General features: G+C 46.5%; 14 protein-coding genes and 1 other RNA gene. 5 read left to right on the plus strand and 10 right to left on the minus strand.

The window, feature by feature from the left end; genetic code table 11:
* From QUB12_RS34190 to folB, 3 genes are all read left to right on the plus strand, one after another.
* The coding region (locus tag QUB12_RS34190) for a glutamate-5-semialdehyde dehydrogenase (RefSeq protein WP_333310618.1) at positions 1-1,185 on the plus strand (1,185 nt) is incomplete at its 5' end.
* Positions 1,186-1,581: 396 nt separating this feature from the next.
* Entirely contained in the window at positions 1,582-2,949 is a 1,368-nt protein-coding gene (locus tag QUB12_RS34195; RefSeq protein WP_333143680.1) for a serine/threonine-protein kinase, read from the plus strand.
* 156 nt (positions 2,950-3,105) lie between these two features.
* Entirely contained in the window at positions 3,106-3,462 is a 357-nt protein-coding gene (gene folB / locus QUB12_RS34200; RefSeq protein ID WP_333107691.1) for a dihydroneopterin aldolase, read from the plus strand.
* Between the two features lie 105 nt (positions 3,463-3,567).
* On the opposite strand, the gene nuoK is transcribed toward folB, so the two are convergent.
* The 8 genes from nuoK to QUB12_RS37720 all read right to left on the minus strand — a co-directional run bounded on the left by nuoK (position 3,568) and on the right by QUB12_RS37720 (position 10,284).
* The gene (nuoK, locus tag QUB12_RS34205; RefSeq protein ID WP_333107704.1) at positions 3,568-3,873 is read right to left on the minus strand and encodes an NADH-quinone oxidoreductase subunit NuoK; all 306 of its coding nucleotides are present in this window, start codon (positions 3,871-3,873) and stop codon (positions 3,568-3,570) included.
* Positions 3,874-4,066: 193 nt separating this feature from the next.
* Positions 4,067-4,690, minus strand: coding sequence for an NADH-quinone oxidoreductase subunit J (locus QUB12_RS34210; protein WP_333143679.1), 624 nt, complete (start codon positions 4,688-4,690; stop codon positions 4,067-4,069).
* A 302-nt stretch (positions 4,691-4,992) separates the two neighbouring features.
* Positions 4,993-5,568 carry an NAD(P)H-quinone oxidoreductase subunit I gene (gene ndhI, locus QUB12_RS34215; RefSeq protein ID WP_333123438.1) on the minus strand — a complete coding sequence of 192 codons (576 nt, stop codon included), beginning with the start codon at positions 5,566-5,568 and terminating at the stop codon, positions 4,993-4,995.
* 102 nt (positions 5,569-5,670) lie between these two features.
* Positions 5,671-6,789 carry an NADH-quinone oxidoreductase subunit NuoH gene (nuoH, locus tag QUB12_RS34220; protein WP_333143678.1) on the minus strand — a complete coding sequence of 373 codons (1,119 nt, stop codon included), beginning with the start codon at positions 6,787-6,789 and terminating at the stop codon, positions 5,671-5,673.
* Positions 6,790-7,222: 433 nt separating this feature from the next.
* Positions 7,223-7,613: a transfer-messenger RNA gene (ssrA, locus tag QUB12_RS34225) on the minus strand.
* A 360-nt stretch (positions 7,614-7,973) separates the two neighbouring features.
* On the minus strand, positions 7,974-9,755 hold the full coding sequence (locus QUB12_RS34230) for a serine/threonine-protein kinase (protein ID WP_333310619.1): 1,782 nt from the start codon (positions 9,753-9,755) through the stop codon (positions 7,974-7,976).
* Between the two features lie 60 nt (positions 9,756-9,815).
* Positions 9,816-10,052: a type II toxin-antitoxin system Phd/YefM family antitoxin gene (locus QUB12_RS34235; protein ID WP_333310622.1), complete on the minus strand. Its 237-nt coding sequence runs from the start codon at positions 10,050-10,052 to the stop codon at positions 9,816-9,818.
* 58 nt (positions 10,053-10,110) lie between these two features.
* A complete protein-coding gene (locus tag QUB12_RS37720; RefSeq protein ID WP_445300693.1) occupies positions 10,111-10,284 on the minus strand; it encodes a ParE family toxin-like protein in 174 nt (57 codons plus the stop codon).
* A 109-nt stretch (positions 10,285-10,393) separates the two neighbouring features.
* Here QUB12_RS37720 and QUB12_RS34240 point away from each other — a divergent pair, with 109 nt between their 5' ends.
* Complete coding sequence (locus QUB12_RS34240; RefSeq protein WP_333310623.1) at positions 10,394-11,134, plus strand: formylglycine-generating enzyme family protein; 741 nt, start codon at positions 10,394-10,396, stop codon at positions 11,132-11,134.
* Positions 11,135-11,462: 328 nt separating this feature from the next.
* Positions 11,463-12,611: a Fic family protein gene (locus tag QUB12_RS34245; protein WP_333310625.1), complete on the plus strand. Its 1,149-nt coding sequence runs from the start codon at positions 11,463-11,465 to the stop codon at positions 12,609-12,611.
* Between the two features lie 31 nt (positions 12,612-12,642).
* Here QUB12_RS34245 and QUB12_RS34250 read toward each other — a convergent pair whose 3' ends face one another.
* Both QUB12_RS34250 and QUB12_RS34255 read right to left on the minus strand, forming a co-directional pair.
* Positions 12,643-12,930, minus strand: coding sequence for a hypothetical protein (locus tag QUB12_RS34250; protein WP_333310627.1), 288 nt, complete (start codon positions 12,928-12,930; stop codon positions 12,643-12,645).
* A 148-nt stretch (positions 12,931-13,078) separates the two neighbouring features.
* Positions 13,079-15,070 carry an ArnT family glycosyltransferase gene (locus tag QUB12_RS34255; protein ID WP_445300694.1) on the minus strand — a complete coding sequence of 664 codons (1,992 nt, stop codon included), beginning with the start codon at positions 15,068-15,070 and terminating at the stop codon, positions 13,079-13,081.
* Between the last annotated feature and the right edge of the window lie 208 nt (positions 15,071-15,278).

Here is a 15,278-nt window from a genome sequence, read left to right on the forward strand (position 1 = left end):
AAAGCTTTAGAAGCTGCTGCGCCGGATATTTTGGCAGCGAATTCGGCTGACTGCAAGGCGGCAAGCGCGGATGGAATTGCGAAACCGCTGTACGATCGCCTAAAGTTGGATGACAGCAAGTTGAAAAGTGCGATCGCAGGCGTGCGCGACGTTGCGAAACTCCCTGAGCCGATCGGTGTCGTGCAAATTCACCGTGAATTGGATACAGGATTAATTCTGAAGCGCGTCACCTGTCCTTTGGGCGTTTTAGGCATTATTTTTGAAGCGCGCCCAGAAGCTTTAATTCAGATAGTATCCTTGGCAATCAAATCGGGAAATGGCGTCATTCTTAAAGGCGGCAAAGAAGCTGTTGGTTCCTGCGAAATCTTGACCAAAGTGATCCATCAAGCATTAGCAGAAACAGCGGTTAATCCAGAAGTCGTGCAGTTGCTAACCACGCGGGAAGAAACAATCGAACTGCTGAAAATGGATGAATATGTAGATTTGATTATTCCCAGAGGTTCTAATTCCTTCGTGCGGTTCGTGCAGGAAAATACCAGAATTCCCGTGTTGGGACACGCCGACGGCATTTGTCATTTGTACGCAGACAAAGCGGCGGATATTCAGAAAGCAGTAGAGATTTCGGTCGATGCAAAAACTCAGTATCCAGCCGCCTGCAATGCCATTGAAACTTTGTTAGTTCATAGTGCGATCGCCCCCAAATTCCTGCCCGCTGTCGCCGCAGCTTTGCAGCATAAAAAAGTCGAATTGCGGGGAGACGAAAAAACTCGCGCCATCCTCGAAAATATTGCCGAAGCAAATGAAGCGGATTGGTCTACAGAATACAGCGATTTAATTTTGTCAATCAAAATAGTAGATTCTGTGGAAGAGGCAATTAACCATATCAATACATATGGTTCCAGACATACAGATGTCATTGTTACCGAAGACAGCGAAGCAGCCGAAACATTTTTAAATGGAGTCGATGCGGCCGGAGTTTATCACAATTGTTCGACTCGATTTGCCGACGGTTTCCGCTACGGTTTCGGTGCAGAAGTGGGGATTAGCACGCAGCAAATGCCGCCTCGCGGGCCTGTTGGTTTAGAGGGCTTGATTACCTATAAGTATCGAGTTGTTGGAGATGGTCATGTTGCCGCGAGTTATGTAGGGAAAGATGCTAAGGAATTTACACATCGAGATTTGTAAATCCTCCATAGCCGATCAAACCCGACAATAAAAAAGCCTGTAGGGGCGGGTTTTACCAACAATATTTGATGTTCACGAACAATTTATATAAACCCGCCCCACACAGCAGATAATCCAGATTAACCTGATGTTCGATCGAATGCCAAAAATGTAGATTTGGATGTGTCGTTGGGTGGGGGCGGGTTTATTATATTTTTGGTTTCTAACATTGATGGTTGGTAAAACCCGCCCCTACGATATCCTGTAGATATTGAATCTTAAGTAAAGTGTCCATTCTCCTTCATCCATCCCAAAAAAAAGCGATCGCCCTTCCTTCCCTCGCATTCAAACAAACTTAGCTACAATGAGCTATACTGTGCTCGGCGACTCCCCAACTCGAACAATTTGCCGTGGTTTATGTCTAACTCCTCCCTCCTCACCCCTGGTTCGACTCTCGAAAAACGCTACCGCATCCTCCGCGAATTGGGCCGAGGTGGCTTCGGGCGCACTTACCTCGCCGAAGATATCAACCGCTACAACGAACATTGCGTGCTCAAAGAGTTTTCTCCGGTGGTTCACAGCCCGAAAGCTGCCGAATTGTTCGATCGCGAAGCGAGTATGCTTTACCACCTCCAACACCCGCAAATCCCCCGTTTTCGAGAGCTCCTGCGAACGGATTTGGGCGGGAATCCATCTTTATTTTTAGTCCAAGATTATATCAAAGGTCAAACCTACGAAGAAATATTGATATCGCGTCAGCAAGAAGGTAAAAATTTTAGCGAAGCCGAAGTTACTCAACTGCTATTTCAGCTTTTACCCGTTTTAGAATACATCCACTCTAAAAATTTAATTCACCGCGATATTTCCCCGGATAATATTATTCAGCATGATGCTGACAAACTACCATTTTTAATTGATTTCGGTTCCGTCAAACAAATTGCAGCTAATGCCGTACTTCAGTTTAACGGACAATCGGATACGGCGATCGGCAAACAGGGTTATTCGCCAGCCGAACAAATGCGGCTGGGTAAAGTTTCTGCCGCTAGCGATTTGTACGCTTTAGCCGTCACGGCTTTAGTCTTGCTAAGTGGGAAAAAGCCTCAAAAATTGTACGATATTAACGGCAAAACTTGGAATTGGCGATCGCACGTCAGTGTCAGCTCAAATTTAGCCACGGTATTGGATCGGATGTTAGCAGAACAACCGGGCGATCGCTACCAATCTGCAAAAGCAGTCCGCGAAGCACTCAAAGATCCAAAACTATCTCACATTGGCAGTATAATTTCCCAAATGGTGACAATGAACTTTGTTGGCCGCCCGTTCAAAAATAGCACTCAAACTGCTACCAGCAATCATACTCCTGTTCACCAAACTCCTCAAATTGTTAATAACAACAGCACATTCAAGTTAATTCCTTGGAAAACCCTAGGGAGTTTAACTGTCGTTTTGGTGCCAGGACTTTTAGCTTTTAGTGTAGTCAAATCGGGTTTCACGTTGCCAAAGTTGCCGGATTTACCTAAATTTTCTTCGCGCCAACCGCCTCCCGATACATCCTTAGAGGAAGCAGAGATAATTCGTCAAGAAAAGATTGGGAAACGACGCAAAAATCTCAACATTGAGCAAGATATATTCTATCAAAAAGTTGATGAATTATATTACAATAAATATCCAGAATTACAAGGGCGCAGCTTGACAGAAAAGCCAGAAGATGCTGAAATTAGGCGGAAATGGTATGAAGTTGCTGAGGATTTATTGGACAAGTTGGAGAAAGGAGGAGAGTTGTGAAATTTAAGATAGAATAAAGAGTGATTGAACCGCAGAGGGCGCAGAGGGCGCAGAGGGAAGAGGAAGAGGGGGCAAGGAAAGAGAGGGAAGAGACAGATAACTTTATCTGGTTTAATACAAGTTGGTATAGGCAACGCACTTTTAGTTTATTGCAAAATGGATTCTATTCAACTTACAGGAATTCGCTGCTACGGATATACGGGCTATCTGCCGGAAGAGCAAGTTTTGGGCCAGTGGTTTGAAGTGGATGTTACTCTCTGGCTGGATTTATCGCAAGCTGGAAAAAGTGATGATATTCAACATACTCTTGATTACCGCAGCGCAATTACTCTGATTCAAAACCTAGTCAAAGACTCGAAGTTTTTATTAATCGAACGCCTAGCAGATACTATTGCTCAAGCGCTTTTACAACTACCGTTAGTCGAGAAAGTTAAACTACAACTCTCGAAACCTGCTGCCCCCATCCCTGATTTCGGTGGCAGAATTACTCTAGAAATTACTAGAAGTCATTAGTCATTAGTTCTTAGTCCTTAGTCCTTAGTCCTTAGTCATCAGTCTTTAATCTGCCTTAGTTTGTCGCTAATGACTGATGACTGATGACTGATGACTATTGATTAATTACCACTTCAGCAAGTTAAATTCTTCCATGTCTACGGTATTGCGGTTGCGATAAATCGCCAAAACAATTGCCAAACCTACGGCAGCCTCAGCAGCGGCTACGGTAACTACAAACACCGTAAATACTTGACCTTTAATTTGTACGGGGTCGAGATAATTGGAGAAACCCATCAAATTGAGATTGACAGCATTCAGCATCAACTCGATCGACATCAACACGCGCACTGCATTTCTGCTGGTAATCAAACCGTAAATACCAATACAGAAAAGTGCGGCGCCTAATAACAGGAAATACTGGAGTTGCAGTTGCATAAATTTTTTGAGTCTTTCTCAATCAACATTACTACAAGACAGAGAGATAGGTGCTGTGAACACCCTACTGTAGCGTGTCTAAATCATTCATACAGTAGGGTTAGTGCTCCGTACCTACCTCCGATCTGGGCAACCACGGGGCAATAGCCCCTACCTTAATTGTACGAATCATTTAGACTCACTACTTTTACTTAGATTCTGGCGAAGACACATCTCCGGCAGAAACTAATTCGCGAGGTCTTTCCGGCAAACTCAAAGCGGGTGTTTCCGATAGCTTCTTTGACAGTTCATCCGGGAAAAAATCGCGGCGTGCTAGGACAATTGCTCCTACCATTGCCATCAACAAAAACACTGATGCTAACTCGAAAGGCAGCAAAAAGTCGGTGAAGAAATGTTTGGCGATTGTAACGATCGAACTTTCGGCTGGTGCTCCTGTCGTCGCCACAATAGCCCAAGGAGTAGACACCACCATCGTACCCAATAGTGCAAACAAGCCTACGCAAACTACTGCTGTTGCTACTTGACGCACCCAAGCGTTGGGAATTATGCGGAAATCTTCGCGCTTGTTCACCAACATAATCGCAAACAAAATCAAGACGTTAACAGCGCCAACATAAATCAACACCTGCGCTGCTGCTACAAAGTCGGCATTCAGCAACAGGTACAAGCCGGCAATGCTGGTAAATACGCCGCACAGCAAAAAGGCTGAGTAAACGATGTTGGAGAACAGCACTACTCCTAGTGCTCCTGCAATCATCATTACGGACAGTATGCCAAACGAAACAATTTGAACCCCTTCAGCTAGATTCACAATTTTTTATCCTTTGTTAGTTGCTAATTGGTAATTGGGCATTGGGTATTGGGCATTGGGCATTTGTTATTGGTTATTGGTTATTGGTTATTGGTTATTGGTTATTGGTTATTGGTTATTGGTTATTGGTTGTTGGTTATTGGTTGTTGGTTGTTGGTTATTTGAAAAACTACTAACAAGTAACCACTAACCACTAACCACTAACTACTAACTACTAACTATGCCCCATGCCCCATGCCCCATGCCCCATGCCCCATGCCCCATGCCCCATGCCCCATGCCCCATGCCCCATGCCCCATTACCTACTTTTCGATAATTTCCTCTGGACGCAGACCGGCGCGGCGATCGGTGTAGGAAACTTCATGGGGGTCGATCGCACCTTTCGGCAAATAAGCGAATTCGCGCAGCGGTGTCACCATCGGATCGTCTGTAACCTTGTAGGGCAAACGTCCGAGGGCCACGTTGTCAAAATTCAATTCATGACGTTCGTAGGTGGCTAACTCATACTCTTCTGTCATCGACAAACAATTAGTCGGACAATATTCTACGCAGTTGCCACAGAAGATACAAACACCGAAATCGATACTGTAGTGCTTGAGTTGTTTCTTCTTAGTTTCTTTGTTAAATTCCCAATCCACCACAGGCAAATTGATCGGACACACCCGAACACAGACTTCGCAGGAGATGCACTTGTCAAATTCAAAGTGAATTCTGCCCCGAAAACGTTCGGAAGGAATTAATTTTTCGTAAGGATACTGCACCGTAATCGGTCGGCGTCTCATGTGGTCAAAGGTAACAGATAGCCCTTGACCGATATACTTAGCAGCTTGAAGAGTCTCTTTGGCGTATTCGCCTACTTGATTGAGGAATTTTAGCATGGTGTTCTCTCTCTGTACTTGAGTTTTTGGTAATTGCTAATTGATAATAGGTAATTGCTTAACAGCTATTTTTTTTAGCTGTTGCCATTTACCTATTACGAATTAACCGCCAAAAGCAAAAGGAAAGGCAAGCTTCAAAGCTGCGGTCAATAGCAAATTAACTAAAGCAACGGGCAGCAAAAACTTCCATCCCAAATCTAGCAATTGGTCGATCCGAACTCGCGGCAGAGTCCAGCGGAGCAGAACTGCCAGAAACAGGAAAAAGTAGGCTTTCAGCATCGTCATTGTAATGCCAAGCAAGCCGGTAATTACCTGCAACCAAGGAGTCGTCTCGCTCAATCCCAGGGCATTTGTCAGCACTCCGACAGGAATCGGGCATTCCCAGCCGCCGAGGTACAAAACTGCTACTAGCAGGCAAGAAAGGACGAGGTTAACGTAGGAAGCGATATAGTACAAAGCAAATTTCATGCCTGTGTACTCAGTCTGATATCCTGCTACCAATTCTTCTTCTGCTTCCGGGAGGTCAAAGGGCAACCGTTCGCATTCTGCTAGTGCTGCGATCCAGAAAATCAGGAAACCTGCGGGCTGCCGCCAGATATTCCAGCCGACAATGCCGTAGCCGGCTTGCTGCTGTACGATGTCGATCGTACTGAGGCTGTTGGACATCATTACAACTGCCAATACTGCCAAAGCTAGGGGAATTTCGTAGCTGAGGGATTGAGCGGCGGCTCTGAGTCCTCCGAGGAGGGCGTATTTGTTGTTAGAAGCATAGCCGGACATCAGCAAGCCGATCGGCTGAATGCTAGACAGAGCAATCCACAGAAATATTGCTGTCCCCATATCGGCGATCAGCATATGCTCTCCGAAGGGCACGATTAAGTAAGACAGAAAAACTGGAATCACCACAATTACCGGGCCTAGGGTAAATAGCAGCGCGTCAGCTTTTGCGGGTACGATGTCTTCTTTGAATACCAACTTCAGACCATCAGCAACGGGTGCTAGCACTCCCAGAGGGCCGATGAATTCCGGGCCTACCCGCTGTTGAGCGGCGGCGGAAATTTTCCGTTCCAGCCAGACGCTAGTCAGTACCCCGAAGACGGCAGCGACAATCATCAGCAACATTGGCAGCGGTAGCCAAAGCACTTGGGCGATGTCCGCCGGTAAGCCCAAATTCATCAGGGCTTCTACAAAACTTCCTTGTAAGTCAATTCCTGGGTTCATTATTTCCAGCTTTTGAGCGCTCGCATATATTTTTATACCCATCCTTAGTAGGAGTAGGCTTGGAGAGTCGGGTGTTTGTAAAGATTTTTAATGCTTTACCGCTTTTTAGTATATCGCCGGACTGGCTCCAACAACGCACACACAGGGTGAAGTTATAATTATATGAGCCCGCAGCGTAGCTAATGGGGTTGGTAATTTATGGTTGGCTGTTGACGGTTGCAAGGCGGTGAGGACGCAAATTGAAAAACGACCAGCAAATATTTCAGTCCCCTGGCGGGGAAAAGGTAGAGCACTGCAGGGATTTTGACACGGATACACGAATGAGTTGAGCTATCTGAGCCAAACAAAAGGGCTCAGAGTTAAATCTGAGCCCTTTATAATGCTTTAAAGTAACTTTCAACTGGTTTAAACCATTGATTTTACGCTACTTTTTTTATGGAACTGGGCAGAATCGAACTGCCGTCCAAAGCGGGTATTTACCTTCCGATCGTTCACAGGTTTATCCCCTCTAATCCTCGGGGCGGGAACCATCTTTATCCTAAATGGGAGGATTTTCTAGTGATTGCTTTCCTAGCTAGCCGACTAGAAACGTTTAGCTAGGGCATCCGTTGGGGGTTGTTATGCTACCGTTAACGGAGTTAGGTGGCATACACTCTAAACCAAGCTCAAGAAGTTTTTAGGCTACAGCTACGGCTTTGCGAGCGAAAGGAACGATGTTGTTCGCATTTACTATTTTTTTTGAGCCGATATTAACGAGAGTAGACTCCCTCTCGACCTGCATCACGGAGCAGCTTTCGCCACCCTGTCGAAACCATTACAGCCCCTCGTGTGTTCTTTAATCATAGACAATATTTCGTGTTGCGTCAAGCGATTTTAGATTTTAGATTTTAGATTTTAGATTTTAGATTTTAGATTTTGGCACAAAGCTGAGTCTGGAATATTTACATCTTCCACCATTTTCTTGAACAGGCAAGATGCCTGTTCCACAAGAGTTCCAGTTTTTTTGGGGGTGAGCCGCAGAACCCGCCATTGAAAGGTTTATTGACAGTGGTCAAGTCGATTTTAGATTTGGGATTTTAGATTTTCGATTGGGGATTAAAGAAACCGGGTTTTTTGCGGTTAATGCGGGCTGTAACGAAGTATCTTGCAAAAAAACCCGGTTTCTGACCACCCGTGCGTAATTGCTAATTATGCAAGTTCTCCTCCCAGACGCCGATGTAAATCCGATCGCGCTCATTGCGTTCGATCGTCCCTTCCAGCGAACCCTTCCTAAACGTAAACCGATTACTCCGGCGCTGCTGCACGTCGCCCAAGCCTTGCAAAATCTCCCTGCTGGCGCCGCCCACCATCCCGTTTAAGGCGGTTCGCACCACCAAATCGTCCACAGACTGAGCAAAAGAACCCTCTGTTTGTACTAGCTGGCCCGAATCGCGATCGTAAATGTAGCCGAGAGTAATCCGATTTGGCAATATTTCGTAAAGTGCGGTGCGAGTATTTGGCCAATAGCCCCGCGCTTGAGAGTCAGTCGGTTCTCCCAATTGGGATAAAATCTGACTTTCCGGCGTACCAACGGCAAATCCAGGGATTGTGGGAGTCTTCTGATAACTGGTTCCCGGTTGTTCGGGGCTGGGTGCGGGCGATCGATCTGGCGGCAACTCTTTGTCAACAAGTTTTTCTGTTGGTGTGGGTTCGACAGCCTCGGGAGAAGGCGCTGGTGTTGGTGCTGGGGCAGGTGTTGGAGTTTCAGCAGCAGGCGCTGGAGTTTCAGCAGCAGGCGCTGGAGTTTCAGCAGCAGGCGGCGGAGTTTCAGCAGCAGGTGGCGGAGTTTCTCTGGGAGTCGGTGCTGGCGTTGGTGTGGGCGCGGGGATTGGTGTGGGGCTTGAGCGCGCGTCTGGATCTGCTGGGGCCGAAGTGCGATCGTCCTGGGCCACCGGTGCGGGTTCCGAAGACGGCCGGTTGAGGAAAACCCTAGCAATACCGACCAAACCTGCCACAATAAGTGCGATCGCCACGAACCCCAAAATCCACCAAACCTTGCGGTTGCCTTCCCCAGAAGACACCACAGCAGGCGCTGTTCTGGAACCCGCCGGCGACTGAGGCCCGTGTCCCGGAATCACCGCCACTGTCGGCCCGGTGCTCGGCGACGCTGCACCCCCCTGCCCATGCAGCAGCGACAGCCACTCATCGACGCTAGCAGGGCGATTTTGAGCCTCTACCGTCATCCCCCGCATCACCGCCGAACTGACAGCCGCACTTAGCTGAGGCTGCAAGTCGCGGGGTGAAGGCATCGGCTGACTGGTACGCAAAATTGCAGCCACCGGCACCTGTGCTGTTAGTAAAGTGTAAAGCGTCGCCGCCATACCGTAAACATCGGTTGCGGGCGTATATTTTCCTTGAGCGAAATACTGTTCTGGGGGCGCGTAGCCGTCGGACACCATATTAGTGTGACTTTGGGTTGCACCGGGAGTAAACTCGCGGGCTATGCCAAAATCAATCAGCACGACTTCCTGAGTACCTTGGCGCAAAAGAATGTTTTGCGGCTTGACATCTCGGTGCAGCAAACCCTTTTGATGAACTGCCTTCAAAGCAGCCCCAATTTGAGTGATGTAGAGAATTGCAAGATTTTCTGGCAGCGGATTATTTGAACCGACTACATCGCCCAAATTCTGACCGGCTATGTAGTCCATCACCATGTAAGGCTGCCCGTCTTCCACAAAGAAATCGCTGACGCGGACAATATTCGGATGAACGCAGGAAGCCAACCGCCTCGCTTCGTCTTGAAACTTGCGATCGAACTCAGCAAAATTGGGTTGCTGCCGCAGAGATTCGTTGAGGGTTTTAATGACTACAGGCTGTCCTAAATAGCGGTGATTTGCCCTGAAAGTTATTCCAAAGCCGCCGCGGCCCAATTCTTGTTCGAGGGTGTACTTTCCACCCTGTAAAGTTTTGCCGATTAGCGCATCCATAGGTTCAGGCGATCGCGTACCAGATAATATGGCTGATTATGGCACGTATAGTGGGCTAAGTTACCAGTCTAAAGGGCGATCGAGAAGTGCGATCGGCGTTGCCATTCCTTCCCGAATCGATTCCCGCATCCCTGGCACTGAGAGAAGATACAGTGTCTCCTGCACAGATGCCCAGTCAGATTCAGATAATAACACTGCATTGCTAGTCTGTCCTGCGATCACAATAGGTTGATGCGACTCACTCACCGAATCGATCAACTGCTGCAACTGCTGTTGAGCTTCTTTGATTGGGATCATAATCTTCCACCTGTCTAAATACACTTTTCTAATTGATATGGGCTGGCTGTAGACACTGCTACAACTGCCCCAGAAACTTGTCGTACTCTGCGTGTGAACCAACCCAAAACCAGATTACAGTGTCTCCATCCAACTGACCAATTGCTCGATAGTTTTTGCTAAGGTTACATATAGAGGTATAGGCGGTGATATGGGAGATTGGAGTATTGGTGGAGACGGACTTCTGCGTCAAGGAGGTAACTTAGTAACGGTGGGCAATGGAATTCCAGTGCGGATGCAGCAATTAGATTTTTGATCTTGAATAGCTACAAAAAATTGAGCAAAAAGGAGAGTCAATTTATATGCAGGAATCTTTGCTAGATATGGTAACTGTCCCCGAAGGAGAATTTCTAATGGGAGCTTGTTTAGAAGATAATGAAGCCGAGACTAGGGAAGCACCATTAAGAAAAATTTGGTTGTCAACTTTTGCCATTCAGAAAACACCAATAACCGTAAATTTATGGCAGGAGTTTCTAAACAAAACGAGCTATGACTGGTGTTTCCACAATGAAGTTGCCCAGAGATCGCCTAGCAAGCAGCATCCAATTACTTGCGTATCTTGGCATGACTGCTGCGCGTTTGCACGGTGGTTGCAAGATTCTTTGGGAGAAAACTATGCTTTGCCAACTGAGGCACAGTGGGAAAAAGCCTGCCGAGGGACAGAGGGACAGTTATACCCTTGGGGAAGCGAGGAGCCTGAAGAGTACGAAATCCTTCCTCCACCCCCTGAAACTACACTGCCTGTAGGAACTCGTCAAGATCGGCAAAGTCCTTATGCTTGTTTGGATATGTGGCAAAACGTATCTGAGTGGTGTTTGGATTGGTATGACGAAGAGCTATACGATCATGAAGATGGTGAATATTATCAAACCGACCCAAATGTTACAAAAAATCCTGCTGGTCCAGCAACAGGGAGATGCAAAGTTTTTCGAGGCGGACAAATGATGTGGCAACAAGGCTGGCCGAGATGTAGTTATCGAACCTACCAATACCCTGATTACAGGGCTTTATCATTAGGTTTTAGAGTAGCCATCAACTTTTGAAAACTTAGACGGCAAAAGCGATAACTGTATGAATAAAGAAGTACGAACGCCTTAACGCTTGGGACGGTTTTAGCAACTTAATGGTAGTCCGAGGTTTAGGCGATCGCGTACCAGAGAATATGGCTGATTATGGCACGTATGGTGGGCGATCGCCTGGATTCCATCATTGTATTGAGCCAACCTCCGTAGTGTTAGGTTGCATTCTAAGCCCCTAGATGTAGCGCATAGTTTTCCTGGGGGGGTGACAACAATATGCTTATTAACGAAAAGAAGTTAGTTTTGATAATATAGAGTTGAAGAGTATTCAGTATTAACGGAACCGATAACAATGTTCATAGGGACTAGAGCAGGTCAATATGTCGAACAGATTGCAGGCTACAAAGCCTTTATACCTAATCCGCTGCCACCCAAACCTGAGATTATTATGGATCAGGAAATGTGGGATCTGCTGTCTCAGGCAGATCGTGCGCTGGGGCGGCTAGACGGAGCAACGGATGCTCTACCCAATCCAGATCTATTTGTGTTTATGTATGTTCGGAAAGAAGCAGTTCTTTCGAGCCAAATTGAAGGCACACAAGCATCTTTGATAGATGTCCTAGAATTTGAATCTCAGGCTTTAGAACCGAACAATCCTCAAGAGGTGGCTGAGGTTGTAAACTATATCGCTGCTATTAATTATGGTCTTGAGCGGCTCAAGAGTTTCCCTGTATCTTTGCGATTAATTCGAGAAATTCACAAAGAGTTAATGCAAGGCGTAAGAGGTGCTGAGCGCGATCCAGGAGAGTTTCGCAGCACTCAGAATTGGATTGGTGCAGGAGGATGTTCCTTAAAGGAGGCCACTTATGTCCCTCCTCCACCCTATGAAATGCTCCAATCACTAGATAATTTGGAGAAATTTTTGCATAGTCCACAACCTATACCTACCTTGATAAAAGTTGGATTAGCTCATGCTCAGTTTGAAACAATTCACCCTTTTCTAGATGGTAATGGAAGAACAGGGCGATTATTAATCACGTTTCTGTTGTGCGAACAAAATATACTGCAACGCCCACTACTTTATATCTCTCACTATTTCAAGAAATATCGCTCTGAATACTACGATCGTCTTCAGGCTGTTAGGGACAGTGGCAACTGGGAAGGGTGGCTGAAATTTTTTCTGCGTGGGGTTTACGAAGTGGCTCAGGAAGCTGCGGCTACTGCCCGTAAAATAGTCAACTTAAAAGAAGAACATCGCCAATTAGTCCTCAACACAATGGGGCGTAAATCAGGGAATGCAATCGCATTGCTTGAGAGCCTTTATTTCAGACCAATCTTTAATGTAGAACACGCTGAAGAAATTACGAGTTTGTCATATCCCAACGCCAACGCCTTAATTAAGGCTCTTAGTGATATAGGTCTTCTGGAAGAAATCACTGGACAAAAACGTAATCGAGCATTTTCTTATGCTCCATATCTAGCTGTTTTTCGGGATTCCTAGCAACAAATACAGCTCAACTATATGACGGTATTCACATAAATAGCTCGCTCTTTCTTGAACCGCCTGTCTCGTCGGCTCGCTGATCGACATCTTGAGCCACCATCATTGCATTGATATGGGTAAAGATGCGATCTAATTCCCCAATGGTATCGAGTTCCGCTACCTCTTCTGCCATTAGTTGATCTGCCTTTTTCTTCTCTAACAATTGTGACCTGCGCTGTTGGAGCGATTCACTAAATTTGAACAACTTCCACCGATCGACTTTTTCAATGCAAATCTCATGGATTAATGAGGAGGGTTTGTTGAGAATTGAAACCATTGTAGGCTCCGATCTTCGGGTTTTAAGTAGTGACTAGATTATAGCTTTTACAGTTCTAGATGCACCCTATCCAAATTCCGGGGCAACCACGGGGGGATTGCCCCTACTTTCACACCCTATAGGTCGGCTCACACCGCAGTACAATACACTATTGAAACGCTGTTCTCGGAACCCTGGCGAGTTGGTAAGCGCCCCGACTGTCCAACAATTGATATTGATTTGGCTGCAATCCTAATTCCTCAAATTTGTCGGGATATCCCAGTACCAAAACAGAGGGAGAAATTGGGTTTTTAGATTCCTTAATGTAGTCGATCGCCCCTCTGACACGTCCGTAGTAAGTCACCGGCCCTTGGGTATAAAAAACCAGACTTGGTTTCCAGAAACCCACCATAATAAACTCTTCCCCCGGCAGTTTTTGTTGAACCGCAACCTGTGCTAACTGTCTCAGAGGTAACTGACGGTTGATATCAACCAAATTGTAGGCCGGAGTAAGACCAAAGATGATAAATGCTACTAACCCGATGAAGTTAGCAACCAAAATCCAGCGCTGTTGCCGCTGCCAAAGTAAAAGTGCGATCGCCACCGCCGCAGTTATCCAAATCGTACCGCCTACAATCAGCAATCCCGACTGCTGAATTGCTTGCGGAAAATTGGGCATAGCCGGGTCGTCTCCGAGCCAGTTGTAGCAGTAGAAAGTTGCTCCGGCTATAATCAGTAAAAATACGACATTGAAAATGTATGTAACTAACAGCCCTCGCGGTAAAGAATTAGGTTTTTTTTCTAACTTTGCCAGCCTGTTTTCTGCTTTGTTGCCTGCAATAATATCGCTCCACAGCAGCGTTACCAAAATCGCAGCGGCGGGGATTAAAGGCAATACATAACTAGGCAATTTGGTCACGGCGATCGTAAAAAAGCCAAAGATGCAGCCGAACCAAAATAGGGCAAATAAACTCAACTGAGCCGATCGCGGTTGACGACGCCAGTAACTGCGCTGCCAAAAACGGGTGCGGGCGATCGCCACCGGCAAATAAATCGACCAAGGTGCGAAACCAACTAGCACTACAAAAAAGTAAAAATACCAAGGTGCCGAGTGCTTATTGACTACTCCAGTAAAACGCTGGAAATTGTGATAGCCAAAAAAGCTGTCAATATAAGTTTGACCGTTGTCTAAAATAACGAAAATGTACCAAGGCAGGGCGATCGCCAGAATAATCAAGATTCCCGACACCGGACGCATTTCGCGCCAAAGTTGCCGAAAATTTCCCAAATAAAGCCCGAAGCAGCCAACAATCAGCGCTGGCACGACAATTCCCACAGGCCCCTTAGCCAGAATTGCTAAGGCAATTAGTACGTAAAAAGTCAGATACCATTTATTGGGAAATCGGGAAGCGGAAACAGTGGAAAATTCGGCTTGTTCTCTCTGTTCTTCTAGAGTGTAACCGATAAAAAATGCGAATAGTGCCGAACACATACAACTAACTAATAGCATATCGGAAACGCCAGTCCGTCCCCAGGCAATAGTTTGGGGATTTAAAGCTATTAGGGCAGCACCAATCCAAGGAGTAGAAAGAAAAATAGGAATACTAGGAGAGGGGGAGAGTGGGAGAGTGGGAGAGTGGGAGAGTGAGGGAGGAAAGACAGTTACATTCATCCGTGTATCCGTGTCCGTATCCGTGTCGTGCCCTTCTTCCTCCTTCCTTCTTCCTTCTTCCTTCGATTTCGATAGGGTATAAAATCCCATGCAAGTCAGACCGATCGCGCACAAGGCCGAGGGAAGACGCACGGCCCATTCGTTAACGCCCAGAGTGCGGTAAGCCACCGCCATCAGCCAGTAAATCAACGGCGGCTTGTCAAACCTGGTTTCGCCGTTGAAATAAGGAGTGATCCAATCTCCTGTCACCGTCATTTGACGGGCGGCTTCGGCAAACAACGGTTCGGTTTCGTCAACTAAACCGATGTTGCCGAGATTCCACAAGAAACCTACCCAGGCGATCGCGCACAGCCATAAAAGCGATAGCAGCAAAGGTGCGATCCTCTTCGTTGGCGTAGCCCCCGTAGGGGCGGGCTTTCCTTCGGATCGCTTCGCTAACGCTAACGGACGCTTCCTAAACTCTGACAAACTTTTAATAAATTCCTTCACGCAAACTTCCTGCGATTTTAGATTTAAAATTTTCGCTCGCATAGAGAGTCTACCGAAAGATTCGCATTCTCGAAACTCCCAATTCGATCGAATCTGGTTAAACAGAGATGTTACACCATTCTCAACAAGGCTTTTATGAACAGGCAAGATGCCTGTTCCACAATAAAATTCACTCTTTGTGGAACAGGCATCTTGCCTGTTCTTGAGA

This window comes from Microcoleus sp. B7-D4, assembly GCF_036705125.1.
Classification (GTDB): Bacteria; Cyanobacteriota; Cyanobacteriia; order Cyanobacteriales; family Microcoleaceae; genus Microcoleus.